Annotated in this window: 19 protein-coding genes, 1 tRNA gene and 1 pseudogene; 9 read left to right on the forward strand and 12 right to left on the reverse strand. The window is 41.6% G+C overall.

Annotation, left to right across the window (positions count from 1 at the left end):
• The first annotated feature begins 30 nt into the window (after window positions 1-30).
• Window positions 31-489: a GNAT family N-acetyltransferase gene (locus Xvie_RS01515; RefSeq protein ID WP_086107629.1), complete on the forward strand. Its 459-nt coding sequence runs from the start codon at window positions 31-33 to the stop codon at window positions 487-489.
• Window positions 490-965: 476 nt separating this feature from the next.
• On the opposite strand, the gene Xvie_RS01520 is transcribed toward Xvie_RS01515, so the two are convergent.
• The 6 genes from Xvie_RS01520 to gloB all read right to left on the reverse strand — a co-directional run bounded on the left by Xvie_RS01520 (window position 966) and on the right by gloB (window position 6,228).
• The gene (locus Xvie_RS01520; RefSeq protein WP_244175408.1) at window positions 966-1,958 is read right to left on the reverse strand and encodes an MBL fold metallo-hydrolase; all 993 of its coding nucleotides are present in this window, start codon (window positions 1,956-1,958) and stop codon (window positions 966-968) included.
• A gap of 357 nt (window positions 1,959-2,315) precedes the next feature.
• Complete coding sequence (locus tag Xvie_RS01525) at window positions 2,316-2,693, reverse strand: RidA family protein (RefSeq protein ID WP_086107630.1); 378 nt, start codon at window positions 2,691-2,693, stop codon at window positions 2,316-2,318.
• Window positions 2,694-2,797: 104 nt separating this feature from the next.
• Window positions 2,798-3,088, reverse strand: a complete 291-nt coding sequence (locus tag Xvie_RS01530; protein WP_086107631.1) for a putative quinol monooxygenase — start codon at window positions 3,086-3,088, stop codon at window positions 2,798-2,800.
• A 125-nt stretch (window positions 3,089-3,213) separates the two neighbouring features.
• Window positions 3,214-3,759 (reverse strand): MepB family protein, encoded by a 546-nt coding sequence (locus tag Xvie_RS01535; RefSeq protein ID WP_208612491.1) that lies wholly within the window; start codon window positions 3,757-3,759, stop codon window positions 3,214-3,216.
• A gap of 304 nt (window positions 3,760-4,063) precedes the next feature.
• Window positions 4,064-5,395 (reverse strand): murein transglycosylase D, encoded by a 1,332-nt coding sequence (gene mltD / locus Xvie_RS01540; protein WP_086107632.1) that lies wholly within the window; start codon window positions 5,393-5,395, stop codon window positions 4,064-4,066.
• 77 nt (window positions 5,396-5,472) lie between these two features.
• Complete coding sequence (gloB, locus tag Xvie_RS01545) at window positions 5,473-6,228, reverse strand: hydroxyacylglutathione hydrolase (protein ID WP_086107633.1); 756 nt, start codon at window positions 6,226-6,228, stop codon at window positions 5,473-5,475.
• Between the two features lie 53 nt (window positions 6,229-6,281).
• Between gloB and Xvie_RS01550 the strand changes: the two genes are divergently transcribed.
• Window positions 6,282-7,013 (forward strand): methyltransferase domain-containing protein, encoded by a 732-nt coding sequence (locus Xvie_RS01550; RefSeq protein ID WP_086107634.1) that lies wholly within the window; start codon window positions 6,282-6,284, stop codon window positions 7,011-7,013.
• Here the strand turns inward: Xvie_RS01550 and rnhA are convergent.
• Window positions 7,010-7,596: pseudogene (rnhA, locus tag Xvie_RS01555) on the reverse strand (ribonuclease HI). The gene Xvie_RS01550 and the pseudogene rnhA overlap by 4 nt on opposite strands.
• On the opposite strand from rnhA, the gene dnaQ reads away from it, so the two are divergent.
• Together dnaQ and Xvie_RS01565 are read left to right on the forward strand one after the other, a co-directional pair.
• A complete protein-coding gene (dnaQ, locus tag Xvie_RS01560) occupies window positions 7,544-8,293 on the forward strand; it encodes a DNA polymerase III subunit epsilon (RefSeq protein ID WP_086107636.1) in 750 nt (249 codons plus the stop codon). The pseudogene rnhA and the gene dnaQ overlap by 53 nt on opposite strands.
• A 138-nt stretch (window positions 8,294-8,431) precedes the next feature.
• Window positions 8,432-8,508 (forward strand) — tRNA-Asp (locus tag Xvie_RS01565).
• Between the two features lie 61 nt (window positions 8,509-8,569).
• Here the strand turns inward: Xvie_RS01565 and Xvie_RS01570 are convergent.
• Entirely contained in the window at window positions 8,570-9,115 is a 546-nt protein-coding gene (locus Xvie_RS01570; RefSeq protein WP_086107637.1) for a GNAT family N-acetyltransferase, read from the reverse strand.
• 16 nt (window positions 9,116-9,131) lie between these two features.
• Between Xvie_RS01570 and Xvie_RS21960 the strand changes: the two genes are divergently transcribed.
• From Xvie_RS21960 to fbaA, 5 genes are all read left to right on the forward strand, one after another.
• Window positions 9,132-9,401, forward strand: a complete 270-nt coding sequence (locus Xvie_RS21960; RefSeq protein ID WP_208612492.1) for a macro domain-containing protein — start codon at window positions 9,132-9,134, stop codon at window positions 9,399-9,401.
• A 201-nt stretch (window positions 9,402-9,602) separates the two neighbouring features.
• A complete protein-coding gene (gene tkt, locus Xvie_RS01580) occupies window positions 9,603-11,597 on the forward strand; it encodes a transketolase (RefSeq protein ID WP_086107638.1) in 1,995 nt (664 codons plus the stop codon).
• Between the two features lie 281 nt (window positions 11,598-11,878).
• A complete protein-coding gene (gene epd, locus Xvie_RS01585; protein ID WP_086107639.1) occupies window positions 11,879-12,898 on the forward strand; it encodes an erythrose-4-phosphate dehydrogenase in 1,020 nt (339 codons plus the stop codon).
• Window positions 12,899-12,971: 73 nt separating this feature from the next.
• Window positions 12,972-14,138, forward strand: coding sequence for a phosphoglycerate kinase (pgk, locus tag Xvie_RS01590; RefSeq protein WP_086107640.1), 1,167 nt, complete (start codon window positions 12,972-12,974; stop codon window positions 14,136-14,138).
• 57 nt (window positions 14,139-14,195) lie between these two features.
• The gene (gene fbaA, locus Xvie_RS01595) at window positions 14,196-15,272 is read left to right on the forward strand and encodes a class II fructose-bisphosphate aldolase (protein ID WP_086107641.1); all 1,077 of its coding nucleotides are present in this window, start codon (window positions 14,196-14,198) and stop codon (window positions 15,270-15,272) included.
• Between the two features lie 293 nt (window positions 15,273-15,565).
• Here fbaA and dtpB read toward each other — a convergent pair whose 3' ends face one another.
• The 4 genes from dtpB to hpaA all read right to left on the reverse strand — a co-directional run bounded on the left by dtpB (window position 15,566) and on the right by hpaA (window position 20,983).
• Window positions 15,566-17,032 carry a dipeptide/tripeptide permease DtpB gene (dtpB, locus tag Xvie_RS01600; RefSeq protein WP_086107642.1) on the reverse strand — a complete coding sequence of 489 codons (1,467 nt, stop codon included), beginning with the start codon at window positions 17,030-17,032 and terminating at the stop codon, window positions 15,566-15,568.
• Between the two features lie 602 nt (window positions 17,033-17,634).
• Window positions 17,635-18,153 carry a 4-hydroxyphenylacetate 3-monooxygenase, reductase component gene (hpaC, locus tag Xvie_RS01605; protein ID WP_086107643.1) on the reverse strand — a complete coding sequence of 173 codons (519 nt, stop codon included), beginning with the start codon at window positions 18,151-18,153 and terminating at the stop codon, window positions 17,635-17,637.
• Window positions 18,154-18,174: 21 nt separating this feature from the next.
• Window positions 18,175-19,737, reverse strand: a complete 1,563-nt coding sequence (hpaB, locus tag Xvie_RS01610) for a 4-hydroxyphenylacetate 3-monooxygenase, oxygenase component (RefSeq protein WP_086107644.1) — start codon at window positions 19,735-19,737, stop codon at window positions 18,175-18,177.
• Between the two features lie 298 nt (window positions 19,738-20,035).
• Window positions 20,036-20,983, reverse strand: a complete 948-nt coding sequence (gene hpaA / locus Xvie_RS01615) for a 4-hydroxyphenylacetate catabolism regulatory protein HpaA (protein WP_086107645.1) — start codon at window positions 20,981-20,983, stop codon at window positions 20,036-20,038.
• Window positions 20,984-21,034: the final 51 nt, after the last annotated feature.

Raw genomic sequence — 21,034 nt, forward strand, 5'->3', positions numbered from 1 at the left:
ATTAAAGCTGTATTAAAAAGGAATATAAGTATGAATGATAAAGAATTATTTGTATCTATTGGATTTATTTCTCAAGAAGACTATACGCAATGGTTACCCCATTGGTTGAGTTATCAAGAGTTCTATCAAGCTGAATTAACGGAAGAAACGACTCTAAAAACATGGGACCGCTTTTTGGCTGAAAATGAACCCGTTTTTTGCGCGATAGCAAAATATGGTGACAGAGTCGTCGGGTTTGTTCACTATCTTTATCATCTCTCCACATGGGCTGAAAAAGATTATTGCTATCTGGAAGATCTTTTTGTTGCTGATGATATACGGGGGCAACATATTGGTAAGCAACTTATTGAATTTGTTCATCAGGAAGCGAAAAAATATGGATGCAAACGCCTGTACTGGCATACACAGGAAACAAATTTACGCGCTCAGAAACTCTATAACTGGATAGCTGAGAAATCTGGCATGATCGAGTACAGAATGCCATTATAAATATAATTTGAAGAAATTTTTGCAGTGTTCAGTACATCTGTAGGGAATTATCAGGAAGGGTATACATTTACCACAAAAGCAAAGATTGGTGGAGTAAAATACTCCAATATTTTCATTAATAAAATGGCGAATGAGTTCGCCATTTTTAAGAGTAAATAATTCTGATAAGATTTCAACCATATGAAAAAATCACTATAACAGATAATATTTTTTAAAAATGAGATTTATTATTGTAGTTTGTTATGAATAGAGGCTGAGTGCATTATAATAATATAAAAGTTGGAATGTATTCCCTGTTTTTGGTTTTCTTTTCCATAATGTAGCAACCTTGTTTTTATATTGAGCATATATTTGTGTGTAATCACCATGGGAATTTGGTGCTTAATGTACTTAGCGCAGGATTGTCCAGAATACCCCTGCTCTGGCATGGTATTCTGGTGTGTACCCAGCTGTTTATTTGTCAGCAAGCAATGGTGCTAATTATCTTTTTTCAACAAGATTGAATACTCCACCGGCACCCAAGTATAACCTTGCTCATCTTTGCGAATATGCCCAATTCCAGGGAAGGGTAAATGTGCGGCACCAATTAACCATTTATCTTGTGAAGCCTTTTTGAAAGCGTACTTACGTGCTTCAACAGCTTTATCATTATCTGTATCAAACTCAATGGAAACTTCTGGATGTATAAATTGCACAGAATAAGAGTGCACAATATCACCCCAAATCAGCATGTTATTATTACCAGATCGTATTTTGAATGAGGTATGACCCGGAGTATGGCCGAAAGTGGGTATTGCTTCGATACCAGAAACAACATTATCTCCGCTTTTAAAAGTACGGAATGCTTTTTTGGCAATATATGGCGCGACAGCATCTTGTGCCATTTTGAAAAAGGGTTGATTTTCTTTAGGTGCAGAGGCGGCAACCTCAGGGTTCAGCCAGAAGTCTTTTTCTTCTTGAGAAACGTATAAGGTTGCATTAGGAAATGCGGCTTTGCCATCTGCGGAGATTCCACAAATGTGATCTGGGTGCATATGTGTCAGTAATATTGTTTTTACTGCTTCCAGTGTGTAGCCTGCGGAACGGATATTATCAACAATATTTCCCATGGTTGGGCCAAAGCATTTGCCACCACCAGTATCAATTAACACCAAACCTTCTTTGGTATTGACCAGATAGGCATTTATCGCTGTTTGAACACCATTTTTCTCTTCAATTTGAAACATGCGAGCAAGCAGCTTCTGAATATCTTCTGTTTCAATGCCCTTTAATAAAGAGGGGGAAAGGTGGATGTATCCGTCATAAATAGCGGTGACCACGATATCCCCAATCATATGATGGTAATATCCAGGTGCCTGATTGGGCAATTGGTCAGTGGATTTCGTAAATGTTGTTGGCATTGCTGAGTTTGCGGCAGCAGTGAAAGCGAGTGTCATAGTAAGACAGGATGTTTTAAGAATTTTTTTCACTAAATTCTCCTGATAAATTAGGGTGAAATAATAAAACCATATTTATTATGGTTGTTGGTGTTATTTAAGATTTTATAAAATTCTTGCCGATAATTTATTGTTATAATTTAATGAGTAAATTACTTTGGTTCCATAAAAAACAATAAGATTAAGAGTAGTTTATATATTAATGTTGTTTTGATTTCACCATTTTTTAAAAAGTGGCATTGTTTATTTATTATAAACTAAAACTTAGTCCATTTTGGAACAGTTGATGATGTTTCAGTGAATAGACTGAGTTATTTTTAAGACCTTATCAAAAGATATTTTAATAAAAAACGCCGTAAACCCTCGCCCAGTGTGGGCGGGGGAGTGCAGTTATTCATGTAGGGCAATAATTGATTCAATTTCTATTTGCAAATCTGGATGAATAAGCTTTGATACTTCAACCAGAGAGCAAGAGGGTAAATTTCCTTCATGAAAATCAAACAGCAATGGACGAATTAATGGGAGTTGGTTGATATCTTTAACGAAAATAGTGAACTTTATCAGATCAGACTTATGCCTTTTCTCCTGCTCAAGTATCGAAGTCATTTGTTGGAGAATGGCAAGGGTCTGTGATTCTACATTATGAGTTTGTGCTTCTGTACCAAAAGCCGTTAAACCTGATACATATAATAGACCGTGGTGTTTTGTTGCATGTACATAAGGGCCTTTGACTTCAGGTAAATCGTCATAATTCATTCTAATGACCAAAATATGCTCCTTAATGATTTGCCTTTTTATGTCTTTTATCTTTCAAGTTGCAGTATTATTTTCTGAACTGCAACTTGAAATCTCTTGGGGATATTATGATGAGATCAAATGATATCTGTCGTAAAGACGCGTACGATATCAGTCAAGTTCAAGGATAAATAATATTTCGTATGTTCATATTCAAAATGTTTCTTTAATGAGTCATGGTCAATAAATTTTTCCCACATAATGAAAGAACGTGGGTTTTCACGAGATTGTTGGATAGAAAATATTTCACAGCCTGACTCTAATCGTGTTTTCTGTTGCAGAGTTTTTAGTTCTTTTACAACAATATCAAGATCTACATTTCCATTGGCTCTAATTTCTGCTGTGACAAAATATCCATTATGATACATTTGTATTGACCTTACCATTTTAATAAAGTGTTAAAATTAAACGAAACGATTCTTGATAAATCTACAGAAGGTAATATACTTTTAAATATAAAGTTTAAACAAATGATAATAACATTATTCAATTATTAATCATTTTTGTTATTCTTTGAGAGTATATTCTTAAATTGTTCAATAGCAGATTCTTTCTTATCGAAATTTATAAAATATAAGGATTGCCATTTTTGTGTTTGGATAGCTTGTTTTGATGTAGGTGATACCCATGTAGGATAGACACGAATGGCTCTTTTACCTTCTTTAGTTTGACTTGAGAAAATGCCTTTGTTTATCAGGGTATGTGAGTCAAATAGAAAAATACCTTTTTGCTGCTCTGAAAAAGTCGCTATTAGACAAAAATCAATGTTATCGCTTTCGTCAAAAGGCATTATTTCTGAAGCTGGAGTTGGTCTTTTCCAAAGCGTGACGAATTGTCCCTGTTTACTCGGCGTTATTTTAGCCTGACGAAAAACAATCGATTTACCACTCAGTTGAAATTTCATGGCACTATAATCACAGCTTTCTGTTTCGATACAAGGAATGGTATCCGGTTGAAACCCTGCGGGAAGTAGCAGATATTCTTTTATCTTAGTGAAGGCATTAGGGAAGTTTTCTGCATTTGATCCTGATGATGTCAATTTATTACCTCTCTGTTGATACTAATAAATCAATAGGATAATGAAATGTATATGATTGCCTGAATGAAATTATGCTAGAAAACAATGAAAATGTCATATTCGAGTTGCTGGATTTTGTTGAAATCATAATGTCTTTATTTGGTTATTTATATTTAATAGGCTGAATTTATATTATTTTTTTATTTGTTTGAAATATTTGATATTTTTATTGTTGTTACACCTGATTTAATCAAATCAATTAAATATATAAAAATAGCGCCCTGCTAAAAAACAGGGCGCTATATACTGGAGAGAAGAAATATGTTTAATTAAGATAAAGAGTCAGAGCTATACCCGGCTTCATGTCTTTGATTTTAACGCTTTTATTCCAATTCTGTAGATCATTAAGGTCTACACCGTGGTGTTTAGCTATGCTGGAAAATGAATCACCTTTTTGCACATGATAGGTGATTGGGCCATTGTTATCGATTTTTAGCACTTGACCGATCTTGAGTCGACCAGCCGTTTTTAAGTTGTTCAATCTCTGTAACTCTCGGTGAGTTGTACGGAAGCGCTTAGCAATCGCTGACAAGGTATCGCCGGCACGAACCGTATAGCTGCTTTTTTGCTGTAACTTGTGGGTATTTTGGGTAACAGCCAGCCGAATGTCTTTCAGGATTTCTTTATTTGCCAAAGAAGTTCTAAATTGCCCTACGTTCTTTTTTGGTAGCATGATGTAATGCGGCCCATGAGGTGACGTCATACCCCGTTTATACCCTGGGTTATATGCCCTGATTGATGTCAATGATAGCCCGGATAGTTCAGCCGCTTGTGACAGCATGATTTGCTGTCCTACTTCCACTTTAATCAGTGCTTGTTGGTTATTGGGTTTAGGAAATTTAGAACTAAATTTTTCGTCATGACGAACGATATTACTTACCGCCAATATCTTGGGGACATAGTGCGTTGTTTCCCGCGGCAGTGACAACGACCAAAAATCTGTTGGCTTTCCTTGTGCTTTATTTTCTCTGATTGCACGCAGGACCCGACCTTCGCCACTATTGTAGGCGGCAATGGTCAAAAGCCAATCCCCATTAAATCGTGTATTGAGGTATTGAAGCATATCAAGAGCGGCCGCTGTTGATGCAGCAACGTCACGACGGGCATCGTACCATTTATCTTGCGTCATACCATAATGATGGCCTGTGCTTGGGATAATCTGCCATAAACCTGCGGCCTTGGCGTAGGAGGTGGCATGAGGGTTAAAAGAACTCTCTACCAAGGGCAGAAATACCAGCTCCATTGGCATATGTCGCTCATCAAGTTGATCAACGATCCAATAAATGTATGGTTCTGCTTGCAACATCACGCTTTGGAAATGTTTTTTGTTCGTCAAATAGTAACTTTGCTGTGCTCTTACCCTGCTATTGTCAGGAATTTCCATCTTCAACTCATCGCGGATATGTCCCCATAAATCTTGTTGGGCTGTCGGACTTACCTTCCAGTTTGCGGAATTCTCTGGTTCTGCAATACTGTTTTCTTTCTGATTCGTTGAAGACATCTTCTGTGCTTGTTGCTGGGAAGGAGCCTTTGGTTGCAGGCTCGATTGGCACCCAGCAAGAAGAACAGAGGCGAGTATGATCGCTTTTGTCTTCATGTTATTTAATTTTTCGATTGTTGCCTAAAAGGTGAGCAATAATACTGACCTATTACGTAGAAGACAACCCAACAAAATTAAAATCGATCTTTATAAGCCCTTAATTGCTGAAAAACAGAAGAAAGTGACATTGAGTTCGGTTTGATACCGATATTTTTTTGTAAATAAATGTCGTGGCAATTTAAGAAAACATTAATTTTTTTCTCTGTTTGTAAATTTGTTGGGATGGTTGCCTGATTATTTTCACGTAATTTAAGCGTTTCTTGATAATAATCGTGAATAATTTGATTATTTGGTAATACTGCTTTTGCAAATTTCATATTTGACACAGTATATTCGTGAGCACAGCAGATCAATGTATCATCGGGTAAGGATAAAATTTTCTCAAGAGAGGAAAACATTTGTTCGGCTGTACCTTCAAATAAACGTCCACAACCGCCAGAAAACAGAGTATCTCCACAAAATAGGTAGGGAGCTTGATAAAATGCAATGTGACCAAGTGTATGTCCTGGTAGCTCCATGACACGGAAAGAAAAACTTCCTGTATTAATGGTGTCATGTTCATGAACAATATAGGTTGCTCCTTTATGTTGCGTCTCTTCGGGACCATATACGGGTAATTCGGGGTGCTGTTTGAGTAGCCCGGGAACTCCGCCAACGTGATCATGATGGTGATGTGTCAGCAGAATAGCAGCGGGAATAAATTGGTTTGCTGCTAGAATATCAATGACAGGCTCTGACTCAGCGGGATCGATGATGACACAATGTTTGTTCTCATCACAAAGTAACCAAATGTAGTTATCCGAAAGGGCAGGGATCCTGATAAGCTCCATTGTACGCCTCGTTTTCAATAGTAGGTTTATAGTAGGTTGATAAGGAAGATGACATGCGATCAGCACGTTCAATCAAGCAAATAACCCTCCCTGCTTCTTGGGCCGAGTTACCGTGGGGAGAATATTACCGCGTCTCTCTGGAACGTCAATTGGAACCGTGGTGGCCAAAAATCTTTGGTTTTCATTTAGTGAAAATCGGTAACTTAAGTGCTGAAATTGATACCTGTTCCTGTTTGATCCGCCATCAAGTCAATATAGGATTGCAGGGAAAAAATATGAATGTCATTACTGATCCCAATTACCTTCCTTTTGCAAGTAAATCAGTTGATGCCTGTTTGTTGGCACATATGTTGACTTATAGTATTGATCCTCATTGGCTATTGAGGGAAGTGGACAGGATCATGATCGATGATGGTTGGTTGATCATCAGTGGTTTTAACCCAATAAGTATATTAGGTTTAAGGAAAATAATTTCCCCGATATGTTGTCGGCAATCTTGTCAGGCCCAGATGTTTTCTATGTTGCGCCAATTGGATTGGCTGCGTCTTCTTAATTATGAAATCATTCATCACGCTAATTTTCATGTTTTACCGTGGCACAAAAATAGCAAGAGTCTTTGGGGCCTCAATATGTCAATGTTTGGTTGTCTGAATGTGATTATTGCCCGCAAGCGGACAATACCTTTGACATTAAATCCCATGCGGGCAACATTGTTGAAACCGAAATTCAGTAATGCGTTGGGAGCGGCGAAAAAGATTTACCGACGCTCTAAATGGATGGATTAATTTTCGTTTTCAATATAGCCAGTATCGGCTTGAGTAGGGTTACTGGCGGCTGCGCGGGCCAGTTCATCACATAACTCATTTTCCCGATGCCCAGCGTGGCCTTTGACCCAGCGCCAATCAATGTCATGACGCAAAATAGCTTTATCAAGTCGCTGCCAGAGATCGACATTGACAACAGGAGATTTGTCCGCTTTTTTCCAGCCGCGTTTTTTCCAGTTGTGGATCCATTGAGTGATTCCTTGGCGGACATACTGGCTGTCCGTCGTCAAAATCACATTACAGGAACGTTTAAGCGTTTCCAGCCCTATTATGGCCGCCATTAATTCCATGCGATTATTGGTCGTGTGAAAATAACCGCCATTTAAGGTTTTTTCTCGTTGTTGGTAGCGGAGTAAAATGCCATATCCACCGGGGCCGGGATTACCGAGGCAAGAACCATCGGTGAAAATTTCTACCTGTTTGTTCATCTTTGGTAGACTCTTCCTATATCATCTTTAATCAAAACTCTAAGTCTGACACAAAAAAACACTATGAGCACTGCTATTACCCGCCAAATAGTCCTCGATACCGAAACAACCGGTATGAACAAGTTAGGTGTTCATTATGAGGGACACAACATCATTGAAATTGGTGCTGTGGAGGTTATTAACCGTCGCCTGACAGGGCGTCATTTTCATATTTATATTAAGCCGGAACGCTTGGTTGATCCGGAAGCATTTGAAGTTCACGGCATCAGCGATGAATTTTTGCTGGATAAACCGAAATTTGCTGATATTGCTGATGAATTCATTGAGTTTATTCGTGGTGCTGAGTTGATTATCCATAACGCAACGTTTGATATCGGCTTTATGGATTATGAGTTCCGTAAACTGAATCGGGATATTCCACCAACCGCTGATTTTTGTACTATTACAGATAGCTTGATGTTGGCAAGAGCGCTTTTCCCCGGCAAGCGTAATAATCTTGATGCGTTGTGTGATCGTTATCATATAGATAACTCAAAACGCACTCTTCACGGCGCATTGCTTGATGCCGAGATTCTGTCTGATGTTTATCTGGCAATGACAGGTGGTCAGACATCATTGGCTTTTTCAATGGAAGGGGAAACATCAGGTAACGCTCAGATTTCAGAAATTAAAAAGATTACCCGCCCACAGACAGAACTAAAAATTGTTTATGCTTCTGATGAAGAACTAATTCAGCATGAATCTCGTTTGGATCTGGTGGAAAAGAAAGGGGGAAGCTGCCTTTGGCGCTCAAAACCTGAACAGCTAGATTGATTAAACAAGAACAAAATGGAGGGAAATATTTGGTCGAGGTGAAAAATTGTGCAAACAAAACCTTTTGTTATAAAAAGCGATTGACGTATTTTATCGTAGCCCGTATCATCCACCCCGTTCTCAGCCAGAACACCATGCGGTGCGGTAGTTCAGTTGGTTAGAATACCGGCCTGTCACGCCGGGGGTCGCGGGTTCGAGTCCCGTCCGCACCGCCAGAATTTATAAGCCCTGAGTTTTTAACTCGGGGCTTTTTCTTTTTTGCATTTGCAGAAAATTTCAAATCAACTTATAGAAATACGTAGTTCCTGAAAATTCCCCATTGGAATTAATGGCAAATTTTGGAATTTGTCCGACTTCAATAAAACCACATTTTTGATACAGTGCTGAAGCCGGATCATTGGTACGTGTATCCAAAACCAGCAAACTGCGTTGATGCTGTTTTGCCAAGCGTTCTAGTGCATTCATCAGCATTCGGCCAATTCCGCGCTGTCGGTAGGCAGTATGCACCATCAGTTTTTCTACATCCGCGCGGTGCAGGCCGTTCTTTTTCTTACAGAAGGAAAGTTGCACTGAACCTGCGATGTTTTCACCTTTCAGGGCAACCAACAGAAACCGATGACCGGATGCAAGATCTGCTTCGACATCTTGCCAATATCGTTCCGCTTCGTTCTCTGCCAATGGTGCAATAAATCCGATGGAAGCATCACTTTCGACGCAATCTTGAAGTAAGTGAATCAGCTGATCATATTTTGTATTGATGGAAGCTAATTGTATGATGGCTGTATCTGATTTTAAATCAAATATAGGGTTAGATTTTGTCATTTATTTTCCGAAAAAATTGGCTGCTGAAATCGCATTATTTGCAATTCATTCGAGCTTATCGGGTAATCAAAATATATTACAAGTGAATCTTGTTTGTTTTGATGATGAAAATTATGACATCTACCGTTCTCTGAATCAGCAAATGCTTCCAGTTAGAGAGTATTATCACTTTTATAATCATGATCCTAACTTGGCAGAAAAACTCATTCTTTTGGCCTTGATTAACTTGTTGGGTATCGTGTCTAATACACCACTTTCTTATTGCGCAAATCACGGTGTGAAATAATTTCCCATTTGCGCAAATCCACCTTCAGTTGCACGCATTGGCCTGAGAATGCACCGAAACAACGGGGTAAATCAAAGAATTGTTGCCAAGGGGAAATTAATATAGTTCTCCTTATCTGGTATTAATGATTGCGGTTTGTATGCCGCGCTGCGAAAATTAGTCCTTAGTTCACTAACGCTTTTATCCGACTTGGAGTAAAGAATGACCACTCGTAAAACCCTTGCTAATGCTATCCGCTTCTTGAGCATGGACGCTGTGCAGAAAGCAAAATCAGGGCATCCTGGTGCACCAATGGGAATGGCTGACATTGCTGAAGTGCTGTGGCGCGACTATCTGAATCATAACCCTTCTAACCCTAACTGGGTTGATCGTGACCGTTTCGTGTTATCTAATGGTCACGGCTCTATGCTGATTTACAGCTTGCTGCATCTGACGGGTTATGATGTTTCTATTGATGATTTGAAAAATTTCCGTCAATTGCACTCTAAAACTCCAGGCCATCCAGAGTATGGCTATACTTCTGGCGTGGAAACGACTACTGGCCCATTGGGGCAGGGGATCGCTAACGCAGTAGGTTTTGCGATTGCAGAACGAACACTTGCAGCGCAGTTCAACCGTCCAGGCCACGATATTGTCGATCACTTCACTTATGTGTTTATGGGTGACGGCTGTATGATGGAAGGGATCTCCCATGAAGTTTGCTCTTTGGCGGGCACACTGAAACTGGGCAAATTGATCGCATTCTATGATGACAATGGTATTTCTATCGATGGTGAAGTAGAAGGCTGGTTCACCGATGATACTGCAACACGCTTTGAAGCCTATGGCTGGCATGTTATCCGTGGCGTCGATGGTCATGACTCTGACGCTATTGCGGCAGCTATTGAAGCAGCACGTAAAGAGACAGGCAAACCTTCCCTGTTGATGTGCAAAACCATCATTGGTTTTGGCTCGCCAAACAAAGCAGGTAAAGAAGAATGTCACGGGGCTCCATTGGGTGATGCTGAAATTGAAGCAACTCGTAAAGCCCTGGGCTGGGAACATCCTGCATTTGAAGTGCCTCAGGATATTTATGCTGGCTGGAATGCTCAGGAAGCAGGCAAAACCAAAGAAACCGCTTGGGAAGAGAAATTTGCTGCATATGCCAAAGCTCATCCGGAATTGGCTACTGAATTCACCCGCCGTACCAATGGTGAACTGCCAGCTAACTGGGAAGCTGAATCCAAGGCATTCATTGAAAATCTGCAACAGAACCCTGCTTCTATTGCCAGCCGCAAGGCATCACAAAACGCATTGGAAGCATTCGGTAAAGTTCTGCCAGAATTCATGGGTGGTTCTGCCGATTTAGCACCAAGTAACCTGACCATGTGGTCTGGTTCCAAGCCACTGAACGAAGTTCAGGATGGTAACTACATTCACTATGGTGTGCGTGAGTTCGGTATGTCTGCCATTATGAACGGTATCGCACTGCATGGTGGTTTTGTGCCTTATGGTGCAACATTCCTGATGTTCGTGGAATATGCCCGCAACGCTGTACGTATGGCAGCACTGATGAAAATACGCAGCATCTTCGTTTATACCCACGATTCCATCGGGCTGGGTGAAGATGGCCCAACTCACCAGCCAGTAGAGCAGATTGCCAGCCTGCGCGTAACACCAAACATGAGCACATGGCGTCCATGTGATCAGGTTGAATCTGCGGTTGCGTGGAAATATGCAATTGAGCGCAAAGATGGCCCTACTTCACTGATCTTCTCCCGTCAGAATCTGGCACAGCAAGAGCGTACGGCTGAGCAATTGGCGAATATCGAGAAAGGTGCTTACGTCCTGAAAGATTGTGCAGATCAGCCTGAGTTGATCCTGATTGCAACGGGTTCTGAAGTGGAACTGGCTGTGAAAGCGGCTGAACAACTGAGTGCTGAAGGCCGTCAGGTTCGTGTGGTTTCCATGCCATCTACTGATGCTTTCGATAAGCAGGATGCTGCATACCGTGAAGCGGTACTGCCTGCGGCAGTTTCTGCTCGTGTTGCCATCGAAGCAGGTATTGCCGATTACTGGTTCAAATACGTTGGCATTAATGGTGACATCGTTGGTATGAAGACTTTCGGTGAATCTGCACCTGCTGATGCACTGTTCAAAGAGTTTGGTTTCACTGTTGAAAATGTGGTAGCCAAGGCATCCGCTCTGCTGAAATAATCCGTAATTAAGCGCATTTGCATCAATTTTAGAGCGAATGCGCTCTTTTTTTGTTCAGTTTTTCCTCTGTTACATGGCTAATGGCGCTTGCCATTACGCTTTTTTTCTCGTAATCTGCTTTCCATAGTTGCTGAACCGTTTCAGTTTAATGTGTTAATTAAATATATAAAATGCCTTGTATATCACAATATGGCTAATTTTGTGATGAATTATTCGTACAAGCAGGCGTTGCTCAGTTATCCTAAGCGGTTGCATGACTACAGATAAATTCAGGGAGTAACATGACAATCAGAGTAGCGATTAACGGCTTCGGAAGAATAGGGCGTAGTGTCTTGCGTGCGCTTTATGAATCCGGACGTCGAACTGAAATTTCGGTTATCGCTATCAATGAGTTGGCGGATGCGGAAGGCATTGCCCATTTATTGAAATACGATTCCAGTCATGGGCGTTTTGCATGGGATGTACGCCTGAATAATAATTTATTGCAAGTAGGGGACGACAGTATCCGGCTGTTTCATCAACCGGAGATCTCGGCTCTGCCGTGGAAAGAGCTGGGCATTGATATCGTTCTTGATTGTACGGGCAAATATGGTGAGCGGGCAGACGGAGAGTCTCATATCGCCAGCGGAGCCAAAAAAGTCCTATTTTCACATCCGGGAGGAAATAATCTGGATGCAACCGTGGTATATGGTGTCAACCACCATTCTCTGGTTGCAGAAGATCGCATTGTTTCCAATGCATCCTGTACAACAAACTGCATCATTCCAATTATCAAAGTATTGGATGATGAGTTCAATATTGAATCTGGTACGGTGACAACCATCCACGCATCCATGAATGATCAACCTGTGATCGATGCTTATCACCGTGATTTACGTCGAACCCGGGCAGCCAGTCAATCCATTATTCCTGTTGATACAAAACTGTCTGCGGGGATCTCACGTGTTTTCCCTAAATTCATCGATCGGTTTGAGGCAATTTCTGTTCGAGTGCCGACTATCAACGTGACAGCGATTGACTTAAGCGTGACAGTCCGTGCGGCAGTGAATGTTGAAGATGTCAACCAGCTCCTGCAAAAATCAGCGGCCAGAGAGTTTCGTGGTATAGTGGATTATACTGATTTGCCGTTGGTTTCAATGGATTTTAACCACGATCCCCACAGTGCCATTGTGGATGGCACACAAACAAGAGTCAGCGGGAAACACCTGATTAAAACTCTTGTGTGGTGTGACAATGAATGGGGTTTTGCCAATCGTATGATTGACACAACGTTGGCAATGGCTGCAACTGGTTTCAAATAATCATTTGTTGTGTCACATATGACACATCAGCAGAAGATTGAATAATTTTAAAGAATCAATGAGAGGATTCACCATGTCTGTAATTAAGATGACTGATTTAGATCTGGCGGGTAAACGTGTACTGATCCGTGCTGATCTGAATGTGCCTGTAAAAGATGGCAAAGTGACTTCTGATGCACGTATCCGTGCGTCTTTGCCGACGATTGAGGCTGCGCTGAATCAGGGAGCCAAGGTCATGGTTACTTCTCACCTGGGACGTCCGACTGAAGGAGAATACAACGAAGAGTTCTCACTGCAACCCATTGTTGATTACCTGAAAGAAGCACTTTCTTCCCCTGTTCGTCTGGAAAAAAACTATCTGGATGGTGTTGAAGTGGCGGAAGGAGAATTAGTTGTTCTGGAAAACGTTCGCTTCAACAAAGGTGAGAAAAAAGACGATGAAACGTTATCAAAGCAATATGCAGCACTGTGTGATGTGTATGTAATGGATGCTTTTGGTACTGCGCACCGCGCGCAAGCGTCAACTCATGGCGTTGCTAAGTTTGCTCCAATTGCTTGTGCTGGTCCGTTGCTGTCTGGTGAGCTGGAAGCTTTGGGTAAGGCACTGCACAACCCCGGTCGCCCAATGGTGGCAATTGTGGGTGGCTCTAAAGTCTCAACCAAACTGACAGTTCTTGATTCACTGTCTAAAATTGCCGATCAACTGATTGTAGGGGGTGGGATTGCCAATACATTTGTTGCTGCTGAAGGACACAACGTTGGCCGTTCACTCTACGAAGATGATTTGATTCCAGAAGCCAAAAAACTGCTGGAAAGTTGTGATATCCCGGTTCCTACCGATGTTCGTGTTGCGACAGAGTTCTCTGAAACTGCGGGAGCAACACTAAAATCCACCAGTGAAATTAAAGACGAAGAGCAGATCCTTGACTTGGGTGATGCTTCTGCCGAACGTCTGGCTGAAATTCTGAAAAACGCCAAGACCATCCTGTGGAATGGCCCGGTAGGTGTTTTTGAATTCCCTAATTTCCGTAAAGGAACCGAAATTGTTGCCCGTGCAATTGCTGAGAGCGATGCTTTCTCAATCGCAGGTGGCGGTGATACCTTGGCGGCAATCGATCTATTTGAAATTGCTGATAAGATCTCTTACATCTCTACTGGTGGTGGTGCTTTCCTTGAATTCGTCGAAGGCAAAAAACTGCCAGCCGTTGTGATGCTGGAAGAACGAGCTAAAAGTAACTAAGTTGTAATAACGGGCAGCATTGACTGCCTGTTCAATGTCAATACAGGGCCACGTAACATGTCTAAAATTTTTGATTTCGTAAAACCGGGTGTCATCACTGGTGATGATGTTCAAAAAGTCTTTGCCATCGCTAAAGAAAACAACTTCGCGTTACCAGCGGTTAACTGCGTTGGTACTGATTCCATCAACGCAGTGTTGGAAACGGCGGCAAAAGTACGTGCTCCGGTTATTATCCAGTTTTCTAACGGCGGTGCGTCTTTCGTTGCAGGTAAAGGTCTGAAAACAGAAGGTCAGCAAGCCGCGATTATCGGTTCCATTTCTGGCGCTCACCATGTTCACCAGATGGCAGAACACTATGGTGTGCCTGTTATCCTGCATACCGACCATTGTGCCCGTAAATTGCTGCCATGGATCGACGGGCTGCTGGATGCGGGTGAAAAACACTATGCGCAAACTGGCAAGCCACTGTTCTCCTCTCACATGATCGACCTGTCTGAAGAATCTTTGGAAGAAAACATCGAGATTTGCGGCCAATATTTGGCACGCATGGCGAAAATCGACATGACGCTGGAAATTGAACTGGGTTGTACTGGTGGTGAAGAAGATGGTGTTGATAACACTCATCTGGACAGTTCTTCCCTGTACACTCAGCCAGAAGACGTGGCTTACGCATATGAAAAACTGAACGCTATCAGTCCACGTTTCACTATCGCGGCTTCTTTTGGCAACGTTCATGGTGTATACAAACCAGGTAACGTTAAACTGACGCCAAAAATCCTGCATAACTCACAGGAATATGTCTCTGAGAAATTCAACCTTCCACACAACAGTCTGGATTTTGTCTTCCACGGTGGCTCCGGCTCTACCGCAGAAGAGATTCAGGAAGCAGTTAGCTATGGTGTAGTGAAAATGAATATCGATACCGATACCCAGTGGGCAACTTGGGAAGGTATTCTGAACTACTACAAAAAGAACGAAGGCTACCTGCAAGGCCAGTTGGGTAACCCAGAAGGTGCCGACAAGCCTAACAAGAAATTCTATGATCCACGTGTTTGGCTGCGTGCCGGTCAGACTTCCATGATCGTTCGTCTGGAACAGGCTTTTAAAGAACTGAATGCGATTGACGTGCTGTAATTGAGATAATTAATTGCATAGTAATTCCATAGCATAGATAGTCAATTTTCAGATTGCACTCCATAATGGAGTGTAATCTGATTTAAGCTCTAACTCAGATTGGGGAATTTGCGCGCTTGTTTATTTTCGTGTCTTAAAACGAGTGTGTTTTTAGATAGAACAGCATGAACATCCTGATAGAAGCACTAAAAGTGCAGGTAAGGTGACACTAGATTTGAAGGGACAGAATTCCCGCCCGTTATTTAAATTATCAACGAGCGGAAAACTTGTTCAAGAAAGCAGAATTAGGCAGATTACGCTTTCACTTCCTCTTTCATAATACGATTCAGCCATGGCACCATAAAGGCCATAATCACGGTAACAACCAGAGTAGCAATCCCGATTTTACTGAACACGCCAGTATAAATTGGCAGGGTTTGCAGGGGATCGGTCACGCCTTTTGGTGCGGCGGTAAAGGTAGCCACATAACTACCCAATACTGATGCAGCGGCTTGTGACAGGAACCACATGCCCAGAATAAAGCCAGTCAGATAACTAGGAACAAACGCTGCCACCATTGCCAATCCCAGAGCACTAATCATCAATTCGCCGACACTTTGGAACAGATAAACCAGCACAATAAACCACGGGGAAGTTATGCCATTTTCATCGGCAAATAAACCTGAAGCTGCGGCCGTCAGGAAGCCTAAAGAGCATAAGAACATACCTAAGGTGAATTTTGTTGGCATGGAAAAATCTTTGCCTTTGGCACCCAACTTGGTGTAAGCAACCGCCAATATTGGACTAACAACGATGATCCAGAATGGGTTTAGTGCCTGAAAACTTACTGGATTGACATCAAAACCCAAAATTTGGTGATGCACGTTATTAATAGCAAAGAAATTGAGGGAAGTGGGCATTTGGTTATACAGGATGAAAAATACGATGGCCTGAAGCATCAGAATAAATGCCACGAACATTTTATTACGGCCAATGCGATTTTGTTTAAATGCTTGCCAGAAGAAAATGAAAATAACAACAGCGGAAATCACTATCAGGGCGATATTGGCAATTTTGATATTGTGGAGCAACCAGGTACAGATGCCAATCGTGATCACTGTACCGATGAGAACTGCGAGCAAAGTTGCATAGTTTACCGGAGCATGATCGGGTTCTGAACCGATGTTATGTACCATACGGCGGCAAGCAATATAAACCAGCAGGGCAATGATCAGGCCAATACCACAGATATTATAGGTGACGGCATAACCATATTTTTCGGCAATCACGGGAGCAAGAGAAAGAGAAAACAGAGAACCGAGATTGATGGACATATAAAACAGCGTAAATGCACCATCCAAACGCGGGTCTTTTGGCTCATAACATTTAGCTAGCAGGCTGGCAGGATTGGCTTTAAAAAGACCATTACCGACAGCAACTGTTCCCAATGCATAAAAAATCAGGTCAGGATGCATGATAGACAGGCCAATCATGAAATAGCCGATTGCCATGATAATCGCACCCAGAACAAGAGTACGTTTGGTTCCCAGTAAGTGGTCACCTACATAACCACCAATGGAAATCAGACCATACACCAACGCGGTAAATGCACCAAAGGTGATAAAAGCTTGTGCTTCTGAAAAACCGAGTTGGTGAACGAAATAAACGGCAAGAATGCCTTGAACGCCGTAGAAACCAAACCGTTCCCATAGTTCCACAAAAAAGATCATAAAAAAGGGTTTTGGTTGATCCCATAGACCGATCGGACCGGTTTTATTCATAGTGAATGCCTCTGTTAACTATCATTCCGATGGGCAATACATCCAGATAATTATATTGTTGTTAACATACTTGTAACTTAATGTATCGCACGGGTTGTAATTTTATTTATTTATTTATTCAGGGTGATCGTGAAGCAAGGGAGGTTAATATACTGGTATGGTATCTTCTCAATGGTTGATCACACTAACGAAAAAAAGTAATACCAGATTTGACAGAATATTCACTAAATTAATATCAAAAATTATTAATCAGAGGGTTATGTGTTCGCAAATAAATCGATTTGATTGTAATTTGATCCATTTTGTTTATTGCTTGTTGAAAAATGAGAGGTGAAATGAAAGGGCATACTAAATAAAATCACTAATATCTATATATTAACTTTTTGTTATGTATTTAACTGTCAATTTCACTTTTTGAAGTGAAATTTAAGATTTTAAGGTTTAGATTTATTGAAATTTTGGGGTAATATTCAGGTTAATATCTCTTAAATATTAATTAAGAAAGATATTAGTGAGAATTAGGCGATGAAGGTCTTTTGATAAAGAACCTTCATATTAGGAAGCTATGTTGGAAATATTGTTGTTTTAAATGTGCATTTATTTTAAACAACAGGTGTTATATTTTTATCCATTACTGGATGAAAATCGCGCTTAAAATAAATTAATCCGTGGCCTTCTTCTCTGACCATAATCTGTTTTATTTCCACTAAATAAACATAATGAGTGCCAACTTCTTGTACCTGTTTGATGCTACCTTCCAGATTGGCAAGGGTTTCTTTTAACATAGGTTGCCCTAGTGGGCCGTTGTGCCAAATATCCCAACCGAAGCGTTCCTCCATGCTGACTCCGGTCATACCAGCAAAATGGCGAGCCAGCAATTCTTGTTCGTGATTCAGGATATTGACACACAAATGACCATTTTCCTGAAATACCGGATTCATGGCGCTATTGCGATTCATGCATATCATCAGAGTCGGAGGCGTATCTGTCACAGAGCACACCGCCGTTGCAGTTATACCACAGCGCCCCGCAGGGCCATCTGTGGTGATGATATTCACTGCCGCGGAAAGGCTTGCCATCGCGTTCCTGAAACACAGGCGATGTTCATTTTCTACAGACATAATGGGCCTCCTACTACTGATTTATTTCAGCAGCTTATCTAACAGGTTAATATCACGGTTATTGTGTAAGTGGGGTCTGGTCCAACCATTCAAATCATAATCAGAGAGGCAGCGATCCACTAATTCCGTCATTTTTTTCATATTGCCAGAGCCATAGGCATGACGCAGACATTGCAGGCGAATTTCATCCTGACTACCGGCATAATTGATTTCGTATAATTCATGGCGACCACCGAATTCGCTGCCAATGGCATCCCACATTAATTTCAAAATCTTAATTCGTTCTACGTGATCAATACCATTAGATCCCCGAACATATTTTTCAAGATATTTATTGACCTCAGGGTTATTCATATCACGTACACTGGATGGCAAATAAATCAAGCCGCTGGTGACATTGCTTTCAATGATATTCTTGATTTTTGTATAAGCCATGGGTGCCATCACACGATAAGTTTGAATCGCTTGGGTATCGGGCAGATAAGCGCCATTTTCCCACTGCTTGGATTCTGCCCACATCGCATCTGTCAGAGACCAGAACAGATTGCGCCATGCGACGACTTCTCCCAGATCTGCCTGAACGCCACGAAAATCCACCACGCCAGTGCATTCAAGGCTTTTTTGCAGCAGGCCCGTGATGAAATCCAGCTTAACTGCAAGGCGCGTACAGGCTTGCATGGGGAATAGCCGTGCAAATCCGCTTTGTACTGCCCAATTACGGGCGCGATCAAAATCGCGATAAATTAACACGTTCTCCCATGGAATTAATACCTTATCCATTACCAGAATGGCGTCATTTTCATCAAATCGACTGGAAAGAGGATAATCAAAAGGTGTTCCGGTAGCACCTGCCACCAATTCATAAGAGGCGCGAGAGATCAATTTCACGCCATCAGCATCCATTGGCGCAACAAACATCAGGGCGAAATCGGGGTTATCCCCAATCACCTGTGCAGAGCCAAAACCGATAAAGTTATAGTGAGTCAAAGCCGAATTGGTTGCGACAACTTTGGCGCCACTGACAATAATTCCGGCATCTGTCTCTTTTTCTATCTGGATAAAAACATCTTTGACCTGATCCGCTGGCTTATGGCGATCAATTGGAGGGTTCACAATTGCATGATTGAAATAGATGCAGCTTTCCTGAATGCGCTTATACCAGATGCGGGCATTATCGGCGAATTGTCCATAATATTCAGGATAGGCACCCAACGAGCAACAGAATGCTGCTTTATAATCGGGTGAACGCCCCATCCAGCCGTAGTTTTGGCGTGACCATTCAGCAATGGCATCTCGTTGTTGGCGGATGTCATCAGAGCTGGTGGCGAAGCGGAAGAATTTATGGGTATAGCCACCATTTCCGGTATCGGTATTCCAACACAGTGCATCATGAGTTTCAGGGGCATGAAGGGCATCATACAATTGACCAATTGAAGCAGCCGCATTGCGGAAAGCCGGATGTGTTGTCACATCTTTGACTCGTTCACCGTAGATGTAAATTTCGCGGCCATCCTGAAGTGAACTCAGGTATTCTTTACTGGTAAATGGGCGTTTTTGATCAGCACGCAAATCTTCTAGTTTCATAGCAACCTCATGCTCCGAAAAATCCCTTTATTTTGATTTGTTATCTATATGGGGATTTAGTGTTAATTTTATGTTTCTTGCAGTATTTGATTGAAGCGATTAAATGATTTTTCTTGAAGAGACTTTCGGAAGGTTTGCTGGTACTTTTCGGTGAATGAGAATAAATTGTGTGAAAGTGTGATCGTCTTAGTGTTTTGAAGATAAAGAATCTATGCCTTTAGATTATCGTTATGAGATTAATAGGAGAAGTATCCTGTATAAATAATACAAATAAATCATCGTTTCACTTAAACTAATTTTAAAGTACCTTTTTATCCCCAACTAAACTCTTTTCCCGCCAGATACTTGGTGAACACCCCACCAACCGATTAAAAAATCGGGTAAAGTAAGCAGGATCTTTAAACCCAAGCTGATATGCCACTTCAAATACAGGGCTGTCACTAAACAGCAATAATCGTTTTGCTTCTCGCAACAGTCGGTCAAAGATCAGCTTTTTCGGTGGGCGATTGGTAAAGCGTCGGCACATATCTTTCAGGCGTGACTCTGTAATACCCAACTTTTCTGCGTATTCCGGCACGGTAAGATGTTGGTGATAATATTGGTCAACCAATTGGTGAAAGCGCTGAAATAGTTTTAGTTCTCCCCTGACACCACCGGAATGGTGATCATCAAGGGGGATCGTGCGCAGCAGAAAGGTAAACAAAGATTGTGCCAGAAATGCCAGTGATTGTTCTCGCCCAGCGAATTGATTGGCAGACTCACGCCCAATCAGTGCCCAATAATGGTTGAATGTTTCCAATTCATCGGATTTATCTGCGACAGAAAGACAGATAGCCGGAATATCAACCATTTCTCGGTGAGTGGGATAAAGTGAGCTAAGCAATGGTGTAATTAATTCCTGACGGACGGTCAGTACATAACCGTCAGTATCTTCCTGCGTAAAAAAGGCATGGGGAACGGAAGGCGGGGTCAGGATAAATAGCGGAGCTTGTACAGAATAGCGCTGTTCATCCAATTGTAATTCAATCCGCCCTGTTACCAGATAATGCAGTTGGAAAAAGCCATCATGGCGATGTGCCTGCATATCACGACCAAAAAATGCCGCCATACGACCAAACGTTTGATAGTGAACATCATCCGATCCCTGTGTTTCATCATAGTCCTTGCTGATATCAATATTGGTGATGATGGATTTATCAGAGGTAGATTTAGTGGTGCTGGGTTTAGCGTTATTGCATGTAGGCATCGACTTTTCCCTTCGGCATCTTATCGTTGGTTCAGGTAACTGGTGTATGGA

It is taken from the genome of Xenorhabdus vietnamensis, assembly GCF_002127535.1.
GTDB classification, from domain to species: Bacteria; Pseudomonadota; Gammaproteobacteria; order Enterobacterales; family Enterobacteriaceae; genus Xenorhabdus; species Xenorhabdus vietnamensis.

Excerpts from the sequence above, each read along its gene's own strand:
- Xvie_RS01515 (WP_086107629.1), top strand. The coding sequence starts at position 31 with ATGAATGATAAAGAATTATTTGTATCTATTGGATTTATTTCTCAAGAA.
- Xvie_RS01530 (WP_086107631.1), bottom strand. The coding sequence starts at position 3,088 with ATGTATCATAATGGATATTTTGTCACAGCAGAAATTAGAGCCAATGGA.
- mltD (WP_086107632.1), bottom strand. The coding sequence starts at position 5,395 with ATGAAGACAAAAGCGATCATACTCGCCTCTGTTCTTCTTGCTGGGTGC.
- gloB (WP_086107633.1), bottom strand. The coding sequence starts at position 6,228 with ATGGAGCTTATCAGGATCCCTGCCCTTTCGGATAACTACATTTGGTTA.
- Xvie_RS01550 (WP_086107634.1), top strand. The coding sequence starts at position 6,282 with ATGCGATCAGCACGTTCAATCAAGCAAATAACCCTCCCTGCTTCTTGG.
- dnaQ (WP_086107636.1), top strand. The coding sequence starts at position 7,544 with ATGAGCACTGCTATTACCCGCCAAATAGTCCTCGATACCGAAACAACC.
- Xvie_RS01570 (WP_086107637.1), bottom strand. The coding sequence starts at position 9,115 with ATGACAAAATCTAACCCTATATTTGATTTAAAATCAGATACAGCCATC.
- tkt (WP_086107638.1), top strand. The coding sequence starts at position 9,603 with ATGACCACTCGTAAAACCCTTGCTAATGCTATCCGCTTCTTGAGCATG.
- epd (WP_086107639.1), top strand. The coding sequence starts at position 11,879 with ATGACAATCAGAGTAGCGATTAACGGCTTCGGAAGAATAGGGCGTAGT.
- pgk (WP_086107640.1), top strand. The coding sequence starts at position 12,972 with ATGTCTGTAATTAAGATGACTGATTTAGATCTGGCGGGTAAACGTGTA.
- fbaA (WP_086107641.1), top strand. The coding sequence starts at position 14,196 with ATGTCTAAAATTTTTGATTTCGTAAAACCGGGTGTCATCACTGGTGAT.
- dtpB (WP_086107642.1), bottom strand. The coding sequence starts at position 17,032 with ATGAATAAAACCGGTCCGATCGGTCTATGGGATCAACCAAAACCCTTT.
- hpaC (WP_086107643.1), bottom strand. The coding sequence starts at position 18,153 with ATGTCTGTAGAAAATGAACATCGCCTGTGTTTCAGGAACGCGATGGCA.
- hpaB (WP_086107644.1), bottom strand. The coding sequence starts at position 19,737 with ATGAAACTAGAAGATTTGCGTGCTGATCAAAAACGCCCATTTACCAGT.
- hpaA (WP_086107645.1), bottom strand. The coding sequence starts at position 20,983 with ATGCCTACATGCAATAACGCTAAACCCAGCACCACTAAATCTACCTCT.